At 64.4% G+C, this 21,566-nt stretch carries 21 protein-coding genes and 2 tRNA genes; 13 read left to right on the forward strand and 10 right to left on the reverse strand.

Translation table 11 applies throughout. The features are described 5' to 3' along the window. The first annotated feature begins 145 nt into the window (after positions 1-145). A complete protein-coding gene (gene ppa / locus GPA27_RS22370) occupies positions 146-676 on the forward strand; it encodes an inorganic diphosphatase (RefSeq protein WP_169142646.1) in 531 nt (176 codons plus the stop codon). A 73-nt stretch (positions 677-749) separates the two neighbouring features. Here ppa and GPA27_RS22375 read toward each other — a convergent pair whose 3' ends face one another. Next, the gene (locus tag GPA27_RS22375; RefSeq protein ID WP_169142647.1) at positions 750-1,148 is read right to left on the reverse strand and encodes an MliC family protein; all 399 of its coding nucleotides are present in this window, start codon (positions 1,146-1,148) and stop codon (positions 750-752) included. Positions 1,149-1,313: 165 nt separating this feature from the next. On the opposite strand from GPA27_RS22375, the gene GPA27_RS22380 reads away from it, so the two are divergent. Both GPA27_RS22380 and GPA27_RS22385 read left to right on the forward strand, forming a co-directional pair. Further along, on the forward strand, positions 1,314-2,939 hold the full coding sequence (locus GPA27_RS22380) for an NAD+ synthase (RefSeq protein ID WP_169142648.1): 1,626 nt from the start codon (positions 1,314-1,316) through the stop codon (positions 2,937-2,939). A 51-nt stretch (positions 2,940-2,990) separates the two neighbouring features. Then, complete coding sequence (locus GPA27_RS22385) at positions 2,991-3,329, forward strand: P-II family nitrogen regulator (RefSeq protein ID WP_169125084.1); 339 nt, start codon at positions 2,991-2,993, stop codon at positions 3,327-3,329. Positions 3,330-3,341: 12 nt separating this feature from the next. On the opposite strand, the gene GPA27_RS22390 is transcribed toward GPA27_RS22385, so the two are convergent. Beyond that, complete coding sequence (locus GPA27_RS22390) at positions 3,342-4,298, reverse strand: Smr/MutS family protein (protein ID WP_246261376.1); 957 nt, start codon at positions 4,296-4,298, stop codon at positions 3,342-3,344. Positions 4,299-4,413: 115 nt separating this feature from the next. Then, positions 4,414-5,367, reverse strand: coding sequence for a thioredoxin-disulfide reductase (trxB, locus tag GPA27_RS22395; protein WP_169142649.1), 954 nt, complete (start codon positions 5,365-5,367; stop codon positions 4,414-4,416). 227 nt (positions 5,368-5,594) lie between these two features. Here trxB and GPA27_RS22400 point away from each other — a divergent pair, with 227 nt between their 5' ends. The 4 genes from GPA27_RS22400 (at position 5,595) to GPA27_RS22415 (ending at position 10,677) form a co-directional block, all read left to right on the forward strand. Beyond that, positions 5,595-6,266 (forward strand): Crp/Fnr family transcriptional regulator, encoded by a 672-nt coding sequence (locus GPA27_RS22400; RefSeq protein ID WP_169142650.1) that lies wholly within the window; start codon positions 5,595-5,597, stop codon positions 6,264-6,266. Between the two features lie 104 nt (positions 6,267-6,370). Further along, complete coding sequence (locus GPA27_RS22405) at positions 6,371-8,683, forward strand: DNA translocase FtsK (RefSeq protein WP_169142672.1); 2,313 nt, start codon at positions 6,371-6,373, stop codon at positions 8,681-8,683. Beyond that, a complete protein-coding gene (lolA, locus tag GPA27_RS22410) occupies positions 8,680-9,321 on the forward strand; it encodes an outer membrane lipoprotein periplasmic chaperone LolA (RefSeq protein ID WP_373322805.1) in 642 nt (213 codons plus the stop codon). The genes GPA27_RS22405 and lolA overlap by 4 nt, the downstream gene beginning before the upstream one ends. Before the next feature lie 12 nt (positions 9,322-9,333). Further along, entirely contained in the window at positions 9,334-10,677 is a 1,344-nt protein-coding gene (locus tag GPA27_RS22415) for a replication-associated recombination protein A (RefSeq protein ID WP_169142651.1), read from the forward strand. A gap of 15 nt (positions 10,678-10,692) precedes the next feature. On the opposite strand, the gene GPA27_RS22420 is transcribed toward GPA27_RS22415, so the two are convergent. Beyond that, on the reverse strand, positions 10,693-10,956 hold the full coding sequence (locus tag GPA27_RS22420; protein WP_169142652.1) for a hypothetical protein: 264 nt from the start codon (positions 10,954-10,956) through the stop codon (positions 10,693-10,695). A gap of 264 nt (positions 10,957-11,220) precedes the next feature. Here GPA27_RS22420 and serS point away from each other — a divergent pair, with 264 nt between their 5' ends. Next, positions 11,221-12,504: a serine--tRNA ligase gene (gene serS, locus GPA27_RS22425; RefSeq protein WP_169142653.1), complete on the forward strand. Its 1,284-nt coding sequence runs from the start codon at positions 11,221-11,223 to the stop codon at positions 12,502-12,504. Here the strand turns inward: serS and mltF are convergent. After that, entirely contained in the window at positions 12,501-13,928 is a 1,428-nt protein-coding gene (gene mltF, locus GPA27_RS22430; RefSeq protein ID WP_169142654.1) for a membrane-bound lytic murein transglycosylase MltF, read from the reverse strand. The genes serS and mltF overlap by 4 nt on opposite strands. A gap of 149 nt (positions 13,929-14,077) precedes the next feature. Between mltF and GPA27_RS22435 the strand changes: the two genes are divergently transcribed. The 3 genes from GPA27_RS22435 to GPA27_RS22445 all read left to right on the forward strand — a co-directional run bounded on the left by GPA27_RS22435 (position 14,078) and on the right by GPA27_RS22445 (position 14,702). Next, complete coding sequence (locus tag GPA27_RS22435; protein ID WP_169142655.1) at positions 14,078-14,362, forward strand: carboxymuconolactone decarboxylase family protein; 285 nt, start codon at positions 14,078-14,080, stop codon at positions 14,360-14,362. Positions 14,363-14,464: 102 nt separating this feature from the next. Beyond that, a tRNA-Ser gene (locus GPA27_RS22440) sits at positions 14,465-14,554 on the forward strand. A gap of 71 nt (positions 14,555-14,625) precedes the next feature. Next, positions 14,626-14,702: transfer RNA gene (locus GPA27_RS22445), tRNA-Arg, on the forward strand. 102 nt (positions 14,703-14,804) lie between these two features. On the opposite strand, the gene GPA27_RS22450 is transcribed toward GPA27_RS22445, so the two are convergent. The 4 genes from GPA27_RS22450 to GPA27_RS22465 form a co-directional block, all read right to left on the reverse strand. Continuing rightward, the gene (locus GPA27_RS22450) at positions 14,805-15,011 is read right to left on the reverse strand and encodes a hypothetical protein (protein WP_169142656.1); all 207 of its coding nucleotides are present in this window, start codon (positions 15,009-15,011) and stop codon (positions 14,805-14,807) included. Between the two features lie 191 nt (positions 15,012-15,202). Continuing rightward, positions 15,203-15,595, reverse strand: coding sequence for a carbonic anhydrase (locus GPA27_RS22455; RefSeq protein WP_269469658.1), 393 nt, complete (start codon positions 15,593-15,595; stop codon positions 15,203-15,205). A gap of 272 nt (positions 15,596-15,867) precedes the next feature. Next, positions 15,868-16,704: an SIR2 family NAD-dependent protein deacylase gene (locus GPA27_RS22460; RefSeq protein WP_169142658.1), complete on the reverse strand. Its 837-nt coding sequence runs from the start codon at positions 16,702-16,704 to the stop codon at positions 15,868-15,870. A gap of 22 nt (positions 16,705-16,726) precedes the next feature. Then, positions 16,727-17,947, reverse strand: coding sequence for a lytic murein transglycosylase (locus GPA27_RS22465; RefSeq protein WP_169142674.1), 1,221 nt, complete (start codon positions 17,945-17,947; stop codon positions 16,727-16,729). 154 nt (positions 17,948-18,101) lie between these two features. On the opposite strand from GPA27_RS22465, the gene GPA27_RS22470 reads away from it, so the two are divergent. Then, positions 18,102-19,037 carry an AEC family transporter gene (locus tag GPA27_RS22470; RefSeq protein ID WP_169142659.1) on the forward strand — a complete coding sequence of 312 codons (936 nt, stop codon included), beginning with the start codon at positions 18,102-18,104 and terminating at the stop codon, positions 19,035-19,037. Between the two features lie 220 nt (positions 19,038-19,257). Next, positions 19,258-20,703 carry a mannose-1-phosphate guanylyltransferase/mannose-6-phosphate isomerase gene (locus GPA27_RS22475; protein ID WP_169142660.1) on the forward strand — a complete coding sequence of 482 codons (1,446 nt, stop codon included), beginning with the start codon at positions 19,258-19,260 and terminating at the stop codon, positions 20,701-20,703. 57 nt (positions 20,704-20,760) lie between these two features. Here the strand turns inward: GPA27_RS22475 and GPA27_RS22480 are convergent, their stop codons facing one another. After that, positions 20,761-21,558 carry an outer membrane protein assembly factor BamD gene (locus GPA27_RS22480; protein WP_169142661.1) on the reverse strand — a complete coding sequence of 266 codons (798 nt, stop codon included), beginning with the start codon at positions 21,556-21,558 and terminating at the stop codon, positions 20,761-20,763. Positions 21,559-21,566: the final 8 nt, after the last annotated feature.

Here is a 21,566-nt window from a genome sequence, read left to right on the forward strand (position 1 = left end):
CAATCAGGGCGCGCGATTATAGCGTGCCGGGCGGCATGCCCGGGGGCGCCGGCTGCCCGGGCTGGTCGCCGAATGTTTCAAGCCGCCGACGATGCGAGGCATTTCCACATATAATTCGCCCACAAAATTTTCACGGGAGGGAAGTATGGGTTTCGATCAGGTGAAGGCCGGCAAGGACGTGCCGAACGACATCAACGTCATCATCGAGATTCCGGCTCAGGCCGATCCGATCAAGTTCGAGGTGGACAAGGACAGCGGCGCCGTGTTCGTCGACCGCTTCATGGGCACCTCGATGCGTTATCCGATCAACTACGGCTACGTGCCGCACACCGTCGCCGGTGACGGCGACCCGGTCGACGTGCTGGTCGTGACGCCCTTCCCGCTGCTGCCGGGCGTGGTGATCCGCTGCCGTCCCGTCGGCGTGCTGAAGATGGAAGACGACGGCGGCCAGGACGCGAAGGTCGTCGCGGTTCCCGTCTCCAAGCTGACGCCGCTGTACGACAAGGTCCAGACCACCGACGACCTGCCCGAGCTGCTGATGAAGCAGACCGTGCACTTCTTCGAGCACTACAAGGATCTCGAGCCGGGCAAGTGGGTCAAGGTGCTGGGCTGGGGGTCGGTCGAAGACGCCAAAAAGGAAATCCTCGACGGTCTCGCCAACGCTGCCGGCAAGTAAGCCCGATAGCGTCCGCAGGATGACGATGGCCCGCCCGAGAGCGGGTCATCTGCATTTTCGGGGGTCGGCGGCCCTACCCGAGCTTGCAGTCGCTGGCGAGTGGCTTGTTGGTGTCGCGGTCGAGGAGGATGCTCTTCCATGGCAGGTCGATCCACACCAACCCGCTGCGCTCGTCCTCGAAGCGCGGCAGGCCCGAATGCGATGGATTGCGCGCAAGCTGGTAGTGCTTGCCGCTCCATCCGATCTGGATCTGGTGGGCATCGCTGGTGGAACGTTGCACATCGACGCGTCGCCCCATTTCGCAGCGATAGGTGCCGCTTGCGAGCTTGAATTCGAGCTGCGGGTTGTCGACGCTTGCCGGCGTGTCGGGTACGTCCGGTTCGGCGCCAGTTGCTGCGGAGGGCGCGGGCGGCGTAGTCGAACAGGCAGCGAGCGCGAGAAACGAGGCGAGGAGCGCGAAGCGGACGAGCATCGGATGAGCCGAAGGAGAGCTTAATAATTGCATTCTAGATGCCCCTGTAGCGCATCGTCCGGGGGAAGCGCAGTCAAGCGTAACAGAAGGTTTCCGGTGCTGGAGTAGCCGTTCCTGCGGCTGTCCGACTGCCGGGATTCCGGTCGACGCGGTATAGTTGCGCCCATGAAACAGCATGCTCAATCGCTCTCCATCGCCGTTGCCCAGCTGAATTGCACGGTGGGCGACCTGAAGGCGAACGCCGACCGGATCATCCGCGCCCTCGATCAAGCCCGCTCACTCGGTGCCGACCTCGTACTGACCCCGGAGCTTGCGCTTTCGGGCTACCCGCCCGAAGACCTGCTGCTGCGCCCGGATTTCTACCGCGCGTGCGCGTGCGAGGTAGAGCGTATCGCCGAGCATACGCAGGGCATCACGCTCGTGCTCGGCCATCCGGAAGCGCGGCACGCCAAACGCTACAACGCCGCTTCGGTGATCCGCGACGGCCGGATCCTGATCACCTATCACAAGCATCGTCTGCCGAACTACGAAGTGTTCGACGAGGAGCGCTATTTCGACCACGGGCGGGTCGCCTGCGTGTTCGAGCTGAAGGGCGTCAAGCTCGGCGTGAATATCTGTGCGGACCTGTGGGAATCCGGGCCGGCCGAACTCGCGCGCGCCGAGGGTGCGCAGGTGCTGCTCGGCCTCAATGCGTCGCCCTATCACATGAACAAGCTGCAGCGCCGCTACGAGGTGTTGCGCGAGCGGGTCGGCGGCACCGGCTTGCCGGTGGTGTACTGCAATATGGTGGGCGGGCAGGACGAGCTCGTGTTCGACGGCGCCTCGTTTGCGCTCAATGCGGACGGCTCGCTCGCATGGCAGGCGTCGGCATTTGACGAACGCCTCGATATCGTCCGCCTGCATGACGGGCGCTGGGATGACGGCGAGCAGATCGAAGCACGGCCGATCGAAGCCGAGGTGTATGAGGCGCTCAAGGTCGGCGTGCGTGACTACCTGGGCAAGAACGGCTTCCCGGGCGCCCTGATCGGGCTGTCCGGTGGTATCGACTCCGCGCTGACGCTGTGCATCGCGGTCGATGCCCTCGGCGCCGACAAGGTGCGTGCGGTGATGATGCAATCGCCCTACACCGCGCAGATGAGTCTCGACGACTCGCGCGAGCTCGTCGCCAACCTTGATGTCCGCTACGACGAAATTCCGATCGAACCGGCGATGAGCACCTTCGCCGGCATGCTCGCGGACCAGTTCCGCGGCCTGCCGGCCGACACCACCGAGGAAAACCTGCAGAGCCGCATCCGCGGCATGATCCTCATGGCGCTGTCGAACAAGACCGGCGCGATCGTGCTCACGACCGGCAACAAGAGCGAGATGGCCACCGGCTACGCGACGCTCTACGGCGACATGGCGGGCGGCTTCGCGGTGCTCAAGGATCTCTACAAGACCTTCGTGTTCCGGCTCGCGCGCTGGCGCAATACCGTCGGTCCGGTGATTCCGGAGAACATCATCACGCGTCCGCCTTCGGCGGAGCTCAAGCCGGACCAGAAGGACCAGGATTCGCTCCCGCCTTACGAGGTCCTCGATGCGATCATCGAGGCCTATATGGAACGCGACGAATCGCCGCGGGACATCATCGCCGCCGGCTATCCCGAAGCCGAGGTGCGTCGCACGGTGGCGATGCTCAAGCGCAATGAGTACAAGCGCCGCCAGGCGCCGGTCGGAATCCGCGTCACCAAGAGAGGATTCGGCAGAGACTGGCGTTATCCGATAACATCGCGCTATCAGGACGAATATTGACCGTGCCGCGGGCGGTGGGCCGCGTGGCGACATCCCGCCGAGGAGATCGAAATGAAGAAGATTGAAGCCATCATCAAGCCGTTCAAGCTCGACGAAGTCCGCGAGGCGCTCTCGGAGGTCGGCATTGCCGGCCTGACGGTGTCCGAAGTGAAGGGGTTCGGCCGGCAGAAGGGGCATACCGAGCTGTATCGCGGCGCCGAGTATGTTGTGGACTTCCTGCCGAAGATCAAGGTCGAGATCGTCATCGGCGACGATCTGGTCGACCAGGCGGTCGAAGCCATCATCAAGGCTGCCCACACGGGCAAGATCGGCGACGGCAAGATTTTCGTCATGCCGGTCGAGCAAGTCGTGCGCATCCGTACTGGCGAGACCAACGAAGCCGCGATCTGAGCGGCGTAAGTATCAGGGGCGGGTGGCGTTACCCGCCCTGAGCAGCACCAGCAGAGCCCCCGAGCCGCCGTCGTGCGGGCCCGCCTGGCAGAAGGCCAGGATCTCCTCGCGTTGCGCGAGCCAGCCACGCGACAGGTGTTTCAGGATGGACTGTTTGCCCGGCGAGCCGTGGCCCTTGCCGTGAATCACCCGCACGCAGCGCCGGCCCTGCTGCAGGCTCGCGGCGAGAAAGTGCCCGAGCGCCTCGCGCGCCTCGTCGCGATTGCAGCCGTGCAGGTCCAGTTGCGCCTGCAACACCCACCGGCCGCGGCGCAGGTCGGTGAGCACGCGGCGCGGTAGCCCCGGCCTCAGGAAGGCCGCCTCTTCGCCCGTTTCCAGCCTGTCTTCCAGCGTCATCGGCGCTTCCATCGATTCCCGCAGCGCTTCGCGCTCGTCCTCGACGTGCTTGATCGGGTGCGGCTGGGGGCGGGGAACTTCGACCTCGGCGCGATTGCGCGTGTCGACGGGCTTGGCGCCGCGTACCGCGTAGCGGAAGAGATCGGTCGGGTCGGCGCTGTCCGCGTCCGCAGGCAGCAGCAGGACCTCGTGCCCCGGGGCGTCGGGCGCCTTGGGCGTGTATGTTTCGTGATGCCGCGCGCGGCGGCGATCCACGCCGACCTCGGCGCGGTTGCCGTGATCGATCGGAATCACGTCTTCCATCGCGAAGCGGAACAGCTCGCTGTCGTCGCGAGGCGGCCGCCGCCGTTGCAGCGCTGCAGGCGAGGCGTCTTCGCCTTCCGGTGCCTGCGGGCGGCGAATGGGGGGCGGTTTCGGTGTTTCGAGCTCGGCCCTGCGTGCCGAGGGCGGCAGCGGCTTCACATCCTTCAGCGCGGCGCGGAACAGGCTGCTGTCGGCGTCGTCCACATCGGCTGCCGGCGTCCTGTGCGCATCGCCGCTGGCGGCAGGGCGCTCGATCCGGCGGCCGAGCATCCGCTCCTCGCGCAGCTTGCCCCGCAGCGGGGCCAGTCCGTCGAACGGACTTTTCGATGGCCCGCTCCGGTCAGCCGGGCGGGACGAGGCCGGGCGGGGCGGGTGCGGCACGTCGTCAGCTGCCGAGGGCGTCGAGGTAACGTTCGGCGTCGAGGGCGGCCATGCAGCCAGTGCCGGCCGAGGTCACCGCCTGGCGGTAGATGTGGTCCTGCACATCGCCGGCGGCGAACACGCCACGCACGCTCGTCGCGGTGGCGTCGCCTTCGCGACCGCCCTTGGTGACGATGTAGCCACCTTCCATCTCCAACTGGCCCTCGAAGATGTCGGTGTTAGGCTTGTGGCCGATCGCGATGAACACCCCCTGCAGCGCGACGTCCTTCGTTGCGCCAGTGTTGATGTCCTTCACGCGCATGCCCGTCACGCCGGTCTTGTCGCCGAGCACTTCGTCGAGCGTCGAGTTCAGCACCAACTCGATCTTGCCGGCCGCAACCTTGTCCATCATCTTGTCGATGAGGATCTTCTCGGCACGGAACTTCTCGCGGCGATGCACGACGGTGACCTTCTTGGCGATGTTTGCGAGGTAAAGCGCTTCCTCGACGGCGGTGTTGCCGCCGCCGACGACCGCCACGTCCTGGTTCTTGTAGAAGAAGCCGTCGCAGGTCGCGCAGGCGGAAACGCCGCGACCGGAGAATTTTTCCTCGGACGGCAGGCCGAGGTACCGGGCCGTGGCGCCGGTCGCGATGATCAGTGCGTCGCAGGTGTATTCGCCCGCGTCGCCGATGAGCCGGAAGGGCTTCTCGGCGAGCTTCACGGTGTGGATGTGATCGAAGATCATCTCGGTGTTGAAGCGCTCCGCATGCTTCTGGAAACGCTCCATCAGCGCCGGACCCATGACGCCGTCGGCATCGGCAGGCCAGTTGTCGACCTCCGTGGTGGTCATCAATTGACCGCCCTGAGCGAGCCCGGTGATGAGGACCGGATTCAGGTTCGCGCGTGCAGCATAGACGGCAGCGGTGTAACCGGCGGGGCCGGAACCGAGGATGAGCAGACGTGCGTGCTTGGTCGTCATGGAGATGTCTTCTTTCGGGTTGGCAATCGCGAAATTATAGCCGAGGGGCATCGACGTTCGATCCAATGGCACCCATAGGTTCAAATAATCGCCGCCCCGATTTCGATCGGCAGCTCAGCCTCGCTATGGATTCGCTCAGCATCAATCGGCTTATAATGCGCCGAATATGTCACACAGTCGGCCCTCCTTGCGCCGATACTCATTGCACTGCCGTTTCCGGAGGTTCCATGACACAGGCTACTGCAGTTTCCACGGCCGCTCTGAGGACGTTCCCCCTGTTTCAGGGGTTGTCCGACGAGACCTTGCTGGCGGTGGCGCACTCGGCAGTGATGCGGCGCATTCCCCGCGGCCAGGGAGTGCTGCATGCGGGCGATCGCAGCGACTTCGTGTATTTCGTGCTCACCGGTAGCCTCAAGGTGATCGTCAGCGACGAGGATGGGCGTGAGGTGATCCTCAGCATCCTGGGGCAGGGCGAGCTCTTCGGTGAGATGGGGATTTTCGGCGAGCAACCGCGATCGGCGTCGGTTGTCGCGGTGACGCCGGCCGACCTGGTGCTGATCGCCAAGCACGACTTCCGGCGCATCATGCAGGAGAACTTCGAGGTGGCCTGGCGCATCATGTGCAACCTCGCCGATCGCCTGCGCAATGCCGACCGCAAGATCGAGTCGCTCGCGCTGATGGACGTGTATGGGCGGGTCGCGCGCCTGCTGCTGGAGATGTCGGAAGACGTCGATGGCGAGGCGGTCGTCGTGCGCAAGATCACCAAGCAGGACATCGCGAAGATGATCGGCGCTTCCCGCGAAATGGTGAGCCGCGTGATGAAGGATCTCGGGACGCAGGGCCTCATCGAGGAGACCGATCACGGCATCGTCCTGCGCGACCGCCTGAACGACGTCTGAGGGCGGGCCTCCGCTGTATCGCTTCGCAACAGCGTCATCGGTCGGGATGGCTGATCGCATATAATCGCGAATTGTCGATTCTCCTGGGCCCCGTTCCCGCGCCGATGTCGTCCCGTCAGTCTTCCCGTTCCCAGCCGTTGCCGGAACGGATTTCCCTCTTGCTGCAGGAAGCACGCTGGCTGATCCTCGGCGTGATGTCGTTGTATGTCGGGCTGGTCCTGCTCGGCTACAGCAAATCCGACCCCGGCTGGTCGCATGCCGCTGAAGTCGCGCGCGTCAGCAACCCCGGCGGGCGTTTCGGCGCCTGGCTGGCCGACCTGCTCTACTACCTGTTCGGGCTGTCCGCGTGGTGGTGGGTCGTGTTCCTGGGCTATGCCCTCGTATGGGGCTTCCGGCGGCTGCGCCATGACCTGCGGCTCGACCGACGCTCCTTCTTCTTCGTCCTGACCGGCTTTTTCGTCGTGCTGCTGTCGAGCAGCGCGCTTGAGTCGCTGCGGTTCTACTCGCACGGCGCGAGCGTTCCGCTGGCACCGGGCGGTCTTGCCGGCGTCGAGATGGGTCAGCTGGTGCAGCGCTATCTGGGCTTCACCGGTGGCACGCTGATGCTGCTTGCGTTGTTCGCGTCCGGCTTGAGCCTGTTTTCAGGCATTTCGTGGCTTTCGGTGATCGAACGTGTCGGGCTCGCGCTGGAGCAGGCGTGGCACGGTACGCAGGCTGCGTGGCAGAGATGGCAGGACCGCAAGGCCGGTCAGCAGGTCGCGCAGAAGCGCGAGGCGGTCGTTGAGACCAAGCGCCGCAAGACGGTCGCGGCGCCTGCGCCGCAGCTGCGCATCGAGCCCGCGGTCGCCGAAGTGCCGAAGTCGGAGCGCGTCGAGAAGGAACTCCGGCAGGAGCGGCAGCAGTCGCTGTTTGCCGATCTGCCGGCTCCGGCCGGGGCGATTCCGCCGCTGAGTCTGCTGGACCAGCCCTCGGGCGAAGTCGAGCCGCCTGCGGCCGAGGTGCTGGAATTCACCTCGCGCCTCATCGAGACCAAGCTCGGCGACTTCGGTGTCGAGGTCAAGGTGCTGGCGGCCTATCCCGGCCCGGTCGTGACGCGCTACGAGATCGAACCGGCGACGGGCGTGAAGGGCAGCCAGGTCGTGAATCTCGGCAAGGATCTCGCGCGTGCGCTGTCGCTGGTGTCGATCCGCGTCGTCGAGACGGTGCCGGGCAAATCCTGCATGGCGCTCGAGCTGCCGAACGTGAAGCGCCAGACGGTGCGTCTGTCGGAGATCCTCGGCTCCAAGGCCTACCACGACATGCATTCGCCGCTGACGGTGGCGCTTGGCAAGGACATCGGCGGTCAGCCGGCCGTCGCTGACCTCGGCAAGATGCCGCACCTGCTGGTTGCCGGCACGACCGGCTCCGGCAAGTCGGTCGGCATCAACGCGATGATCCTGTCGCTGCTGTACAAGGCGGGGCCCGAGAAGGTCCGCCTCATCATGGTCGACCCGAAGATGCTGGAGCTGTCGATCTACGAGGGCATCCCGCATCTGCTCGCGCCGGTCGTTACCGACATGAAGCACGCCGCCAACGCGCTCAACTGGTGCGTGGTGGAGATGGACAAGCGTTACAAGCTGATGGCGGCTGTCGGCGTGCGCAATCTCGCCGGCTTCAACAAGGCAGTGATCGAAGCGGAAAAAGCCGAAAAGCCGCTGACCAACCCGTTCGCGATCAACCCCGACAATCCCGAACCGCTCGAGCAGCTACCGCACATCGTCGTGATCGTCGACGAGCTCGCGGACATGATGATGGTGGTCGGCAAGAAGGTCGAAGAGCTGATCGCGCGGCTCGCACAGAAGGCGCGTGCGGCCGGCATCCACCTGATCCTCGCGACGCAGCGTCCGTCGGTGGACGTCATCACCGGCCTGATCAAGGCCAACGTGCCGACGCGTATCGCCTTCCAGGTGTCGAGCAAGATCGATTCGCGCACCATCCTCGACCAGATGGGGGCGGAAACGCTGCTGGGCATGGGTGACATGCTGTATCTGGCCCCGGGTACGGGCTTGCCAGTACGTGTGCATGGCGCCTTCGTCGCCGACGAGGAGGTGCACAAGGTCGTCGACTACCTCAAGCGCAGCGGCCCGCCCGACTACGTCGACGGCATCCTGTCGGCGCCCGAGGACGATCTCGAGGCGGCGCTCGGCGGGGGCGGAGGCGGCGAGGGGGATGGCGAGGCCGATCCCTTGTACGACCAGGCAGTGGAGGTGGTCATCAAGACCCGGCGCCCGTCGATTTCACTGGTACAGCGCCATCTGCGCATCGGGTACAACCGTGCGGCCCGTCTGATCGAACAGATGGAGCGCGCCGGGCTCGTGTCGGCGATGGGAACGAACGGCAACCGCGACGTGATCGTGCCGGCCAAGGAGGGCGAGTGAGTCTTACCGCAGTTGTCTTCAGGGCGGGGCTGCGCCTTGGCGCGGTGTTCGCGCTGGTTTGTGCGACGGGCGTCGCGTCGGCTGGCGGAATTGCGCAGTTGCGCCAGTTTGTCGATACCGCGCGCAGCGCGCAGGGGGAGTTCGAGCAGACGGTGTTCGCGGCATCGGGGCGCAAGCCGCAGCGCGCGAGCGGCAGTTTCGTCTTCGCGCGTCCCGGCAAGTTTCGTTGGACCTACGACAAGCCGTATCCGCAGGTGCTCGTCAGTGACGGCGACAAACTGTGGTCGTGGGACCGCGACCTCAATCAGGTCACGGTGAAACGCCTCGGCGATGCGCTGGGCAGCACGCCGGCGGCGATCCTTGCCGGTGACGACGCGATCGAGCGCAATTTCGAGCTCGCCGAGGCGGGATCGTCGGACGGGCTGGAATGGGTGCACGCGAAACCCAGGCAGGCAGACAGCAGTTTCGAGTCGATGCGCATGGGCTTTGCCGGCGGAAATCTCAAGCGCATGGAGCTGAAGGACAACTTCGGGCAGACGACGCTGATCGAGTTCCGCTCGCTGGTTTCCGGTGCGCGCCCCGACTCCGCGCAGTTCCGCTTCGTGGCGCCGCCCGGCGCCGACGTGATCGGCGACTGAGGCACCCCGGCGATGGCTGATCTCTTCGATTCGGTGGAGCCGCCGCGCGTGCCGCTGGCCGAGCGGATGCGCCCGAAACGGCTCGACGAGATCGCCGGCCAGCGCCATCTCGTCGGCCCGGGGAAGCCGCTGCGGCTTGCGTTCGAGTCCGGCAAGCCGCATTCGATGATCCTGTGGGGGCCGCCCGGTGTCGGCAAGACCACGCTCGCGCGGCTGATGGCGCAGGCCTTCGATGCCGATTTCGTCGCCCTGTCGGCGGTGTTCTCGGGCGTCAAGGATATCCGGGAGGCCATCAGTCAGGCGCAGACCGCCAAGGCGCGAGGCCGTCACACGATCCTCTTTGTCGATGAGGTGCATCGCTTCAACAAGGCCCAGCAGGATGCCTTCCTGCCCTATGTTGAACAGGGACTGGTCACCTTCATCGGCGCGACGACCGAAAATCCCTCCTTCGAGGTCAACTCGGCCTTGTTGTCGCGTGCGGCGGTGTATGTGCTGGAGCCGCTCGACGACGCGGCCATGGGCGGATTGTTCGAACGAGGAAGGGCGACGGCATGCCCGGACCTCGTCTTCGAGGAGACGGCGCGCGAACGCATGATCGGCTTTGCTGACGGCGATGCGCGACGACTGATGAACCTGATCGAGCAGGTGCAGGTCGCCGCCGAGACGGCGGGCGTGAATCCGGTTACGCCGGAATTCGTCGACGAGGCCTTGTCGAGCAAGCTCAGGCGCTTCGACAAGGGGGGCGAAGCCTTTTACGACCAGATTTCGGCGCTGCACAAGTCGGTGCGCGGCTCCAATCCGGACGCTGCCCTGTACTGGCTGTGCCGGATGCTCGACGGTGGAGCGGACGCGCTATACCTCGGTCGCCGGCTCGTACGCATGGCCGTCGAGGACATCGGCCTTGCCGACCCGCGTGCGCTCGAGATCGCACTGAACGCCTGCGCGACCTACGAGCGGCTGGGGTCGCCCGAAGGCGAACTGGCGCTCGCGCAGGCAGTGATATTCCTTGCCTGTGCCGCGAAATCGAACGCGGTGTATAAGGCCTACAACGCTGCGCGGCAATACGTGGGCAATGACGTGTCACGCCCCGTGCCGCTGCACCTGCGCAACGCGCCGACACGGCTCATGAAGGAACTGGGTTACGGCAAGACCTACCGCTATGCCCATGACGAGCCGGAAGCCTATGCGGCGGGCGAAAGCTACCTTCCTGACGGGATGGCGCCGCCGGGCTGGTATCGACCTACGCCATACGGGATGGAGGCACGTATCGCAGCCAAGCTCGAGCATTTGCGCGAACTCGACGCGGCCGCACCGCTGCCGGACTCCGGGTCCGGCACGCGCGGCAAGACGGAATAAGGCGTTCCCTGGTCCTCAGTGGGGCAGGGGATGGTCGGCCATGAAACGGGCCTGAACGCTCTTTGCGCGTTCGGCCTGCGTAAGGTCGCCGCGCTCGGTGGCCCGGTCGATCAGATCCTGCATATAGCCTGTAAGTACTAAAACGCCTTCGGGGGTCTGGACCATGCCGCAGACGATCTGGGCGGCGGCTCCATCTGGAATCCCCTCGTGCTCGGCAATCAATGCGACTTCGTCATCAGTCAAATCGCAGTAGTCAAGGCAGTCCCGGATAGACAGCATGCGTATCTCCTCATACGTGGCGTGCGCCGTCTGCGCGGCGTTCCTCTGGATATTCAATATAAGCCACCGTGCGCCGAATTCAAGGACGAGTTCGCTCTAAATGTGTCCGTAAGGTGTTGATTGCACTAATATAATTGTGCGTTGCGGCATCGGGGCAATTTTGCCCTAAAATGTCATGAGACAGAACGAGTTGGCGACGGATCACGAAGTCCCGTCGCAGTATTCATCGCCTATTCATTGAATTGAAAGACTTTCGGAAGAGCCATGCTTGACATCCAACTGCTACGCAACCAGATCGACGTCGTTACCAGCGCACTGGCCGCGCGTGGCATGAATTTCGACTCCGCGGAGTTCCAGTCGCTCGAGAACGAGCGCAAGAACCTGCAGACCCGCACGCAGGAGCTCCAGGCGCAGCGCAATTCACTCTCCAAGCAGATTGGCATCCTGAAGGGCAAGGGTGAGGACGCTTCGGCGGTGATGGCCCAGGTGGCCGGTATCGGCGATGAGCTCAAGGCCAACGAACAGGCGCTCGCCGTGCTCCTGACGCGCATCGAGGCGCTTCTCGCCGGGTTGCCGAACCTGCCGCATGCGAGCGTGCCGGTCGGCAAGGACGAGACCGCGAACGTCGAGGTGAGCCGCTGGGGGACGCCGCGCGAGTTCAGCTTCAAGGTCAGCGACCACGTGGACGTCGGTGGCGGGCTGGGTGGCTTGGATTTCGAGACCGCGGTCAAGATCACCGGGTCGCGCTTCGCGCTCATGCGCGGGGGAGTCGCCCGCATGCATCGCGCACTGGCGCAGATGATGCTCGACGTGCATACGCGCGAGCACGGCTACACCGAAGTCTATGTGCCCTACCTGGTCAATGCCGAGAGCATGTTCGGGACCGGCCAGCTGCCGAAGTTCGAGGCCGATCTGTTTGCCGTTCCGTGGGACGACGGGCGTTTCTACCTGATTCCGACCGCCGAGGTGCCGGTCACCAACATCGTGCGCGGCGAGCTGCTGGCAGCCGACGCATTGCCGCTCAAGTTCGTCAGCCACACGCCCTGCTTCCGCTCCGAGGCAGGCAGCTACGGGCGCGACACGCGCGGGATGATTCGCCAGCACCAGTTCGACAAAGTCGAGCTCGTGAGGGTCGAGCATCCGGACAATTCCTGGGCGGCACTCGAGGAGATGACCGGCCACGCGGAGGCTATCCTGCGCAAGCTCGAACTGCCCTATCGCAAGATCGTGCTGTGCACGGGCGACATGGGCTTTTCGGCAGCGAAGACCTACGACCTCGAAGTGTGGCTACCGGCGCAGAACACCTATCGCGAGATCTCGTCCTGCTCCTGCTTCGAGGCCTTCCAGGCGCGTCGCATGCAGGCGCGGTTCAAGAATGCGCAGGGCAAGAACGAGCTCTTGCATACGCTCAACGGCTCCGGTCTTGCGGTCGGCCGGACCTTGGTGGCGGTACTGGAAAACTACCAGCAGGTCGACGGTTCGGTCGTCGTCCCCGAGGCGCTCGTGCCCTACATGGGCGGTATCGAGGTGCTTGAACCGCGCGGCTAACCGTCGCTCGGGGGCGGCGCTTTCGCGGCCGCCCCGAGCTTCAGTCCGGCGGGCTGAAGGGGCGGGACGTAGGCGCGTTCGAGGCGCAGCAGGATGTCGTGGTAGTTGCGGATGTTCTCCGCCATGATTACCGCTTCGCCACCCCTGGCCGCGCCGGCCTTCAGGCGGCTTGCGTATTCGGGTTTCGACATCAGGGGCAGCACCGCCTTCATGTCCAGCCAGCTGGTGTTGTTCTTTCCCATCCGCTGGGCGATCGTCCGGGCGCCGTTCATGTGCCCCATCCCCAGGTTGTAGGCGGCCGCGGCCATCCAGGAACGGTCCGGTTCGGATACGTCGTCCGGCAGCTGTTCCCTGAGCATCGCGAGATAGCGCGCGCCGCCGAGGATGCTCTCGCGCGGGTCGAGGCGGTCGTGTACGCCCAGGCGGTCCGCCGTCTCAGAGGTCAGCATCATCATTCCCCTCACTCCCGACCACGAGGTCGCGAGTGGATCCCAGTGCGACTCCTGATACGCGAGTGCGGCGAGAAAGCGCCAGTCTATGCCGGTCAGTGCCTGGGCTTCCTGAAAATGCGGACGGTAGCGCGGAAGGCGGGCCCGAATGCGTGCAAGGAAGGTCGTGACCGCCGTGTCGTCGAGGCGGCGTATGTGACCGAAATAGCGGTCGGACAGGCGCGCGAGGGTGTCGTCGGCGCGCGCGCCGGCGAGAAATTCCTCGATCTCGGCGGCCAGTCCACCCTTCGCATCCGGGGGGAGCGCCCAGCCGACCATCGAGCTGACGGGCAGGTCGAAGACCACTGCCAGGTTCGGCAAGGTCTGTGCTGCCAGCGCAAAATGAACGCGGTCCGTGGCGACGAGGTCCAGACGGCCTTGCGCCAGCTCGTCGAGAAGATGCTCGTCGGCCGCGTTTGCCGGGAAATGGAGGTTCATGTCCGGAACCCGCTTGCGGGCCTGGTTCAGGTAGTCGGCCGCGAGCGAACCATGTCGTACCGATACCGTGCGTCCCCTCAGCGCGCGCTCTTCGATGAACTCCGGATTGTCGGTGCGTCCGACGATGACGTAGTCAATCTCGCGTAGCGGACTCGTCCAGTTGAGCGGCAACTTGTCGTTGCGGCCGACTCCCGCTGCCGCCAGATGCACCTGCCCCCGCAGGACGGCCTCCAGCGTTCTTGTCGCGTCGGGAAAAAGGACGAAGCGGACCGGAACGCCGAGATGTTCGCCCAGTTTTTGCAGCAGGTCGTGATCGAAGCCGGATGCTCGCCCGTCGCCAATGCTGCGATAGGAGACCGGGTCGACCCGGGTCGCGACGCGCAGCTCGCCGGCGCTCCGATAATCGGCGACCTGATGGAGATCGGTGAGTTTCGGCGTCGCGCCCGGCTCGCAGCCGGTGGCGAGGAGTGCGGCAACGATAATCAGAAATGCGCGCAAGCGGTCGTACCGTTCAACATAACCGCATGATTCTGATGGAGTCCGGCGAAATGAGCAATGCCGTGACAATTCCAATGTCCTGAGAGAGACACTTTTCGCCTTGCCAAGATGCAGTATATTAGTAAACGCTCACATTAAGGGAGAGCACCATGGCCGGATTCAGCCAGCTGGCGCGAGCCGACTTGCGCGACGGGGCGCTTTCCGCCCTGAACAAGGAGCTGATCGCCTTGGCGATCGGTGTCGCTTCGCGCTGCGATGCCTGCGTCGGATTCCATGTGAAGGCCCTGATCCGCCTTGGGGTGATACGCGAGCAGCTGATGGAAACGCTCGCGATCTGTGAATACATGGGTGGCGGACCGACCCTGATGTATGCGGCGGAGGCGGTGCGGGCGTACGAGGAGTTCCTGGAGGCAGGAGCGAAGGTGACCGCCTGATGCCGCCCGGCGCGCGCATAAAAAATTTTTTGCACTGTTGTTGCCCTGCGGAATTTTCTGCGTATAATTCGGCCTCCCGCAAGGCTAGCCCGTGCGGGAGCCGGAGAGGTGGCAGAGTGGTCGAATGTACCTGACTCGAAATCAGGCGTAGGTGCGAGCCTACCGTGGGTTCGAATCCCACCCTCTCCGCCAAGCAGCACAAAGAGTTGTGAAACGTTGTTGACGCAAGATTAAAGCCTGCTATAATTGTGCTTCTTCAAAAAGCGCCCGTAGCTCATCTGGATAGAGTACTTGGCTACGAACCAAGGGGTAGGGAGTTCGAATCTCTCCGGGCGCGCCACAGATTCAAGCAAAAAGGCCAGTCGAAAGACTGGCCTTTTTGCTTTTTTTTCGGTGTCCGCTCCTTCGCGTACAAGGCGTTCGAGGCGCCTCCCACGGGCCGTTACATCACGTCGAACAGGTATGCGAAGACCGCGAGCCCCATCGCAACCCAGGCAATCAGGAACGCAGGCCAGCGTACCCTGTTGAACCAGGTGTCGTTGATCCGACGTTTCGGTGCTGCGTTCGGGTCGATCTCGTGTGTGCGACGGTCCTCGGTGGAAAGCTCCGGGGGCGCTTCCTGGCCGGAGTAATAGTTGGTGGCTGACATGATGGACCCCTCCTCCCGAACGTCTTGTCGCTGATGTCGGGTCGCGTCCGGTGGTGACCCGTTTCCAGTATAGACGCCCGCGGGATGGGGTTGCCGGAATCGAAAGCAGCCCTCGGCGCACCGGAACGAGAATAAGGAATGCCAGTGGCCTCCCCGGCGCAGTGGGCGTCCGAGTCGATAGTTCTCGACGCTCAGGCGCCGGATGCCTGGATATGCTGCGCCAACTCGTCGGGATGATTGGTCTGGTACACGGCGGCGCATGCACCGCAGTGCGAGTGACCGCAGACGACGATTTCCGAGACTCCGAGGACGGATACCGCATACTCGATGCCGGCACCGGTGGAACTGCATTCCTGCCCAGGCCGGTGGGAGGGGACCATGTTGCCGACATTGCGCATCACGAACAGATCGCCCGGTTCCGACTGGGTGAGTGCGTGCGGGATGATGCGAGAGTCGGCGCAGGTTATGAACAGCGTGTCGGGGTTTTGCCCGTCGCGCACGAGTTCGGCGAACTTCGACCGGTTCTTCCGGAAGTAGCTGCGATGGAACCGTGCGACGCCTTTGACGAGGGAATCAACCATCATGAAGCTCCTGTGAAGACGGGGAACGGCACTTGCCGCAAGTCCCCATGGCAGTTTCCATGCCAGCGGAGTTAATACCATTTCATATCAATGGTTTTTGCGTGTAGCGCACGACCCGGTGCGGACGCGGTGCTGCAGTGCGCCAAAAAACTGTCGGTTCCTGACGACTCGATTCGCGTCGATCGGACAGTGTATTGATTCGTAACGGGAATTCGTGTCGCTGGAAAGCGACGCGGCCCGGCGGGGCGTCCATGCCGGGCCTTTTTGAGTAGCCCTCAGCCGCGCAGGATCTTCCAGCGTCTGTGGATCTCCGTCAGCGCGGCAAGGCCTCCCGACGGGACCGACAGGCCCTTATGGCCGGGAATCTCGGGTGCGCGGGGGTTGATGCGCACGAGGGCTCCACCCGCACGCTCGCTGAAGCGACGGATCGTGGGGATGTCGACGCCCGCACCGATCTCGATGACGACGAGGCGCTCTACGCGTTCGAGCCATGCCGCCAGCGCTTCCAGTTGTGCGGCGCTACGGGTATCTATCCAGTCCCAGTCGGCGAACATCAGGATGTTCGGGCGCGCCATTCCGCCGCAGTGGGGGCAGCGCGGCGGTTCCGAATCGAGGCGGCATTGCGCTTCGTCCACGCGGGGATCGAACCCGGTGGCTTCCCAGATTGCGTCCCGGCACGGTTGCAGGCACTGCAGATGATGGATCGAGCCATGGATTTCCGCGACGCGCGAGGGCTTGAATCCGGCTTTCTGGAACTGGCCGTCCACATTGCTCGTCAGGACGAATGCGCCCCAAGGCATGTCGTCCGCAAAGTCGCGCAGAAGGCGGAAGCCTTCATGCGGAACGGTCTCGCGGTAGAGTCGCAGCCGGTGCCCGTAAAACCCCCAGGCGCGTGCAGGATCCGCACGGAAAGCGGAGGGGCTGGCGATTTCGGTGAACGATGTGCCGCTGTGTGCGAGCGCCGGATAGGCCTTCCAGAAGCCTTGGTTGCCGCGGAAGTCGGGCAGGCCCGAATCGACACCCATGCCGGCGCCGGCCGTGACGAGAAGGGCGTCGGCGTTCGCGACGGCTGAAGCGCATTGCTCCAGGGTTGCGGTGAGATCTGCGTCCATGGCGCGCGAACCCCGCTCGGTCTCAGCTCCCTTCGCCCTGTGCCGTGCCGGCGAGCCTGCGCAGGACGTTCAGCATGTAGCGGCCGGCCCGGCCGTCTGGCTCCAGTCCGTTCGTCCTCTGGATATCCTGGATGGCTTCGCGACTCGTCTTTCCGATCAGCCCGTCGATCTCTCCGACCGGATACCCGAGACGCGTCAGTAGGGCCTGCACCTCGCGGCGTTCGGCCCGCGAAAGGCCGGGATCGTCCGTTGGCCAGGGTTTGACGAACGGGCCGCCTCCACGCAGCCGGTCCGACAGATGGGCGATTGCAAGCGCATAGGTTTCGGCGGTGTTGTACGCGTACAGCGCGTCGAAGTTTCGCTGTACGAGGAAGGTAGGGCCGCCTTCACCCGCGGGCAGCAGGACGGCCGCCGCAGTGCTCGAGGGTTCGAGCGGAACGCCGTCGATACGCTGGACACCCAGTCGCGCCCATTCCGCAAGCGAGCGCTTGTTGTGTCTGCCCGCGAGCGAGAGGTCGAACCCGGCCGGCAGCATCACCTCATGGCCCCACGGCTGCCCGCTGACCCAGCCGGCCTTGGCGAGGAAGTTCGCCGTCGAGGCGAGGGCGTCGGGAATGCTGTCGATGAGGTCGCGCCGTCCGTCGCCATCGAAGTCGACCGCGACCCGGGCGAAGGTGGAAGGCATGAACTGCGTGTGCCCGAAGGCGCCTGCCCACGAACCGGTCAGCCGCGCCGCGTCCACGTCGCCGTTCTCGATGATCCTCAGGGTGGCGAAGAATTCGCCACGGAAGAAACTCTGCCGCCGACCGTAGCAGGACAAGGTGGAGAGCGACGTGAGCAGCGGGCGCTTACCGAAATTGCGGCCGAAGTTGCTCTCGACGCCCCACACTGCCACGATCATCTCGCGGTCGATGCCATATTGCGCTTCGACCTTCTGCAGCGTGGCGGCCCATTGTTCCATCATCGCCCGGCCGTCGGCGATGCGTTCGTCGTCGACAAGTCCCGCCAGGTAATCCCAGATCGGCGTGCGGAATTCCGGTTGGTAATCAAGCAGGCCGAGGACGGAACGATCGGGTTCGAGCGTCCGCGTGAGCACATCGAAAGTATCCACATTGACGCCGCGTGTCTGCGCTTCCGAGCGCAGTTCGCCGATGCAGCGTTCAAACGATGCGTCGGCTGCCGCGGGCAGCGAAAGCAGGGACGCAACCAGGGTGCTGCAGGCAACGGCGGGCTTCAGGATCATCTGTGGCAGGCTTCGGGGCACGAATATGCCAATGGTACTCCGCTTGCGCTCGTCGCGCTGCGGGGGCGAGAGGCTCGGACACTTGTGGCATCCTTGCTGGTTTTGGCAATGGCCGCGCGGACTCGCGTCCGTCGTGCCTCCTGCGAGCCGTTCGATGGAAGTCGTGCTTGGAATCATCCTGCCGGTGTTCGGCACGCTTGCGCTTGGCTATGTTGCGGCGCGCCTGGGGGCGTTCGATGACGCGGCGAATCGCGGCCTGTCCGTGTTCGTGTTCAATTTCGCTTTGCCGCTGATGCTGTTCCGCGCAATCGCGCAGACGGACCTGCCGGAAGCCTTGCCGTGGGGCTATCTGCTATCGTATTTCATCGGTGCGTTCGCGGTATTCGGTCTGTCGATGCTAGCCGGCCGGCTGCTGTTCCGCCGGCAGCTTGCCGAACAGGGCGTGCTGGGCCTGGGGGCGAGCTTCTCGAATACCGCGATGCTCGGCATCCCGCTGGTCGTGACTGCCTATGGTCCGTCGGCGGCTCTGCCGCTGTTCGTGTTGATTGCAGTCCACAGTCTCGTGATGTTGCCGCCGACGACGGCGCTGATCGAGACGGCGCGTGGCGGTGGACAGTCACCCGCCCGGCTTCTGCTCCGCCTCGCGCGCAGTATCGCCGCGACGCCAATCATCTGGGGCCTGAGTGCCGGACTGGCGCTCGCCACGCTGGGTATTGCGCTCCCCGGACCCGTGGATGCGGTCGCCAAGAGCCTCGGCAGTGCGGCCGCGCCGTGCGCGCTGTTTGCCTTGGGCGCATCGCTCACCCGCTACAAGCCTGGCGGCAACCTATACGAGCCCCTGATGCTCGTGCTGTTGAAGACCATCGTTCATCCCGCGTTGGTCTGGGTGCTTGCGACCCGTGTGTTCGAGGTTCCCGACCTGTGGGTGATCGTCGCCGTGACCCTTGCAGCCTTGCCGACCGGCGTCACCCCCTATCTTTTCGCGCAACGCTATCAGGCATGTTTGGCGAGTTCCGCATCGGCCGTATTCCTGTCCACGATGCTGTCCGCTGTGACCTTGTCGGCTCTCCTGCTCGTGCTGCGCAGCTGAAGGTCAGGCTCCGTGGAGCGGCCGTACGGACGAGCGATGCTCTCCCGATCGCGGCGGCGCAATGATCATGCGCCTCTTGCAGGATTCGGTTACGTTCCAAGCAAGCCGTCCCGGGCGGAAATTGGCGTTTTTGACGTATCCTTCGGGCATGCCGACCGGGGAGGCGTGAACGCTCTGTATTCACCCGGTTCGTGCCCCTGAACTTTGACGGCGGACCAGCATGAATCTTCATCCCGTAATCCTTTCCGGCGGTTCCGGTACCCGATTGTGGCCGCTCTCGCGCGAACAGTATCCGAAGCAACTGCTGGCGCTGATCGGTGACGACACCATGCTCCAGCAGACCGCGAGCCGGCTCGACGGCTTTTCGGGGAGCCTTCCCGTCGCCGCCGAACCGATCGTAGTGTGCAACGAGGACTACCGCTTCATCACGGCCGAGCAGATGCGCGCGATCGGGCATTCGGCCTGCCGCATCCTGCTTGAGCCGATCGGCCGCAACACCGCGCCTGCGCTGACGCTGGCAGCACTATCGGTGGCAGGCGAAAACGGCGACGGCGTGCTTCTGGTCATGCCGGCCGATCATGTCGTCCGCGACCGCGAAGCCTTCCATCGTGCCGTCTCGATCGGGCTGGAGGCGGCGCAGGGGGGGGCGATGGTCACCTTCGGCATCGTTCCGGAGCGTGCGGAAACCGGTTACGGCTACATCCGTTCCGGCAGCGAGTGCAATCCGGGCGTCTGCGAGGTTGTCGCCTTTGTCGAGAAGCCGGATGCAAACACTGCGGCCGAGTATGTCGCCAGCGGAGCCTATCTCTGGAACAGCGGCCTGTTCATGGTGCGCGCCAGCATATGGCTGAAGGCGATCGGCCACTTCAATCCGGAAATGCTGGCCGCCTGCGAGGCGAGCCTGGATGGTGCAGTGCGCGACATCGATTTCGTGCGGATCGGACGAGGCGCTTTCGAGGCGTGTCCGTCCGACTCGATCGACTATGCGGTAATGGAAAAGCTTTCCGCCACGCCGGAACTGGGTATCGCGCCGCGTGTCGTGCCGATGTCCGTCGGTTGGTCCGACGTCGGCGCCTGGGATACGCTTTGGGCGCTTGCGGAGAAGGATAACGCCGGCAATGCTGGGCGCGGCGACGTCGTTTTCGAGGGCACTACCGACTGCCTCGTTCATGCGACGAGTCGCATGGTCGCATGCGTCGGGGTGGACGGGCTCATCGTCGTCGAGACCCCCGATGCCGTGATGGTCGCGCACAAGGACCACACGCAGGACGTCAAGAAGATCGTCTCGCGCCTCAAGGCGGACAACCGCAGCCAGGTCTACGCGCATCGCAAGATCCACCGGCCGTGGGGTTGCTACGACTCGATCGATAACGGACAGCGCTTCCAGGTCAAACACATCGAGGTCAAGCCGGGTGCGGCGCTAAGCCTGCAGATGCACCACCACCGTGCCGAGCACTGGATCGTCGTGCGCGGCACGGCGAAGGTCACGCGCGGCGATGAAACCTTCCTGCTCACCGAAAACCAGTCAACCTACATCCCGTTGGGGGTCACTCACCGTCTCGAGAATCCGGGAAAGTTGATGCTCGAGATGATCGAGGTCCAGTCGGGGAGCTATCTTGGCGAAGACGACATCGTGCGCTTCGAGGATACCTACGGCCGCAAGTAACTGGAGGCCGTTACCGGACGGGCCTTGCGCCCGTCCGAAAAGCGCGGTGGCGTTGGATTACCAGAGCTGCCACCACGGACGGCCGTCCTTCGGGCCCCCCGCGTAATACACGCTGTTGGGGAAGTTCTTGCGCATCACGCGCTCGGCGTCGTCGCGCAGGTCGCTCATGCCCAGCGCGTCGTAGCTCTTGACCAGCATGAACAGCGCCTCTTCCGTCGCCGGGGCGTTCGGGTAGGTCTTGATCGTGGTCTGCGCCCGGTTGATCGTGGCCACGTAGGCGCCGCGCTTGAAGTAATAGCGTGCGACATGCACCTCGTGCTGGGCGAGCGAGTTCACGAGGTACTGCATGCGCTGCCGTGCGTCTTCGGCGTAGCGGCTGTTCGGAAAGCGATTTACAAGCTGGCCGAAGGTGTCGAAGGATTCCTGTGCGGCCTTCGGGTCGCGCTCGGAAAGATCCTGGTTCGACAGCCCGGCAAGCAGGCCGAGGTCTTCGTTGAAGGTCGCGAGGCCCTTCAGGTAGTACATGTAATCCGCATTGGGGTGGTTCGGGTGCAGCTTGATGAAGCGATCCGCCGCCGCTATCGCCAGTGCCGGCTCGTACGACTTGTAGTGGGCGTACGCGACTTCGATCTGCGCCTGCTGTGCGTAACGGCCGTACGGGAAGCGTGCCTCGAGCTTCTCGAAGAGTTTGATGGCCTGCTCGTAGGAACCCTCGGCCATGTAGTTTTTCGCTTCGGAGTACAGCTTCTGGGCATTCCAGCCTGCCGTCTCGTCGATCTGTTCCGGCAACAGGCCGCATCCGCCGAGCAGCAATGCACCGATAACCGCTAAACTTCCAAGGGTGAACCTGGCCATCGAAAAAA

This window comes from Aromatoleum toluolicum, assembly GCF_012911005.2.
Lineage (GTDB): Bacteria > Pseudomonadota > Gammaproteobacteria > Burkholderiales > Rhodocyclaceae > Aromatoleum > Aromatoleum toluolicum.

Coding starts and splice junctions, on each gene's coding strand:
- GPA27_RS22475 (WP_169142660.1), top strand. CDS start 19,258: ATGAATCTTCATCCCGTAATCCTTTCCGGCGGTTCCGGTACCCGATTG.
- GPA27_RS22385 (WP_169125084.1), top strand. CDS start 2,991: ATGAAGAAGATTGAAGCCATCATCAAGCCGTTCAAGCTCGACGAAGTC.
- GPA27_RS22400 (WP_169142650.1), top strand. CDS start 5,595: ATGACACAGGCTACTGCAGTTTCCACGGCCGCTCTGAGGACGTTCCCC.
- ppa (WP_169142646.1), top strand. CDS start 146: ATGGGTTTCGATCAGGTGAAGGCCGGCAAGGACGTGCCGAACGACATC.
- GPA27_RS22465 (WP_169142674.1), bottom strand. CDS start 17,947: ATGATCCTGAAGCCCGCCGTTGCCTGCAGCACCCTGGTTGCGTCCCTG.
- GPA27_RS22455 (WP_269469658.1), bottom strand. CDS start 15,595: ATGATGGTTGATTCCCTCGTCAAAGGCGTCGCACGGTTCCATCGCAGC.
- GPA27_RS22420 (WP_169142652.1), bottom strand. CDS start 10,956: ATGCTGTCTATCCGGGACTGCCTTGACTACTGCGATTTGACTGATGAC.
- serS (WP_169142653.1), top strand. CDS start 11,221: ATGCTTGACATCCAACTGCTACGCAACCAGATCGACGTCGTTACCAGC.
- GPA27_RS22405 (WP_169142672.1), top strand. CDS start 6,371: ATGTCGTCCCGTCAGTCTTCCCGTTCCCAGCCGTTGCCGGAACGGATT.
- GPA27_RS22450 (WP_169142656.1), bottom strand. CDS start 15,011: ATGTCAGCCACCAACTATTACTCCGGCCAGGAAGCGCCCCCGGAGCTT.
- GPA27_RS22470 (WP_169142659.1), top strand. CDS start 18,102: ATGGAAGTCGTGCTTGGAATCATCCTGCCGGTGTTCGGCACGCTTGCG.
- GPA27_RS22435 (WP_169142655.1), top strand. CDS start 14,078: ATGGCCGGATTCAGCCAGCTGGCGCGAGCCGACTTGCGCGACGGGGCG.
- trxB (WP_169142649.1), bottom strand. CDS start 5,367: ATGACGACCAAGCACGCACGTCTGCTCATCCTCGGTTCCGGCCCCGCC.
- GPA27_RS22375 (WP_169142647.1), bottom strand. CDS start 1,148: ATGCTCGTCCGCTTCGCGCTCCTCGCCTCGTTTCTCGCGCTCGCTGCC.
- GPA27_RS22390 (WP_246261376.1), bottom strand. CDS start 4,298: ATGCTCGGCCGCCGGATCGAGCGCCCTGCCGCCAGCGGCGATGCGCAC.
- GPA27_RS22480 (WP_169142661.1), bottom strand. CDS start 21,558: ATGGCCAGGTTCACCCTTGGAAGTTTAGCGGTTATCGGTGCATTGCTG.
- GPA27_RS22380 (WP_169142648.1), top strand. CDS start 1,314: ATGAAACAGCATGCTCAATCGCTCTCCATCGCCGTTGCCCAGCTGAAT.
- GPA27_RS22460 (WP_169142658.1), bottom strand. CDS start 16,704: ATGGACGCAGATCTCACCGCAACCCTGGAGCAATGCGCTTCAGCCGTC.
- GPA27_RS22415 (WP_169142651.1), top strand. CDS start 9,334: ATGGCTGATCTCTTCGATTCGGTGGAGCCGCCGCGCGTGCCGCTGGCC.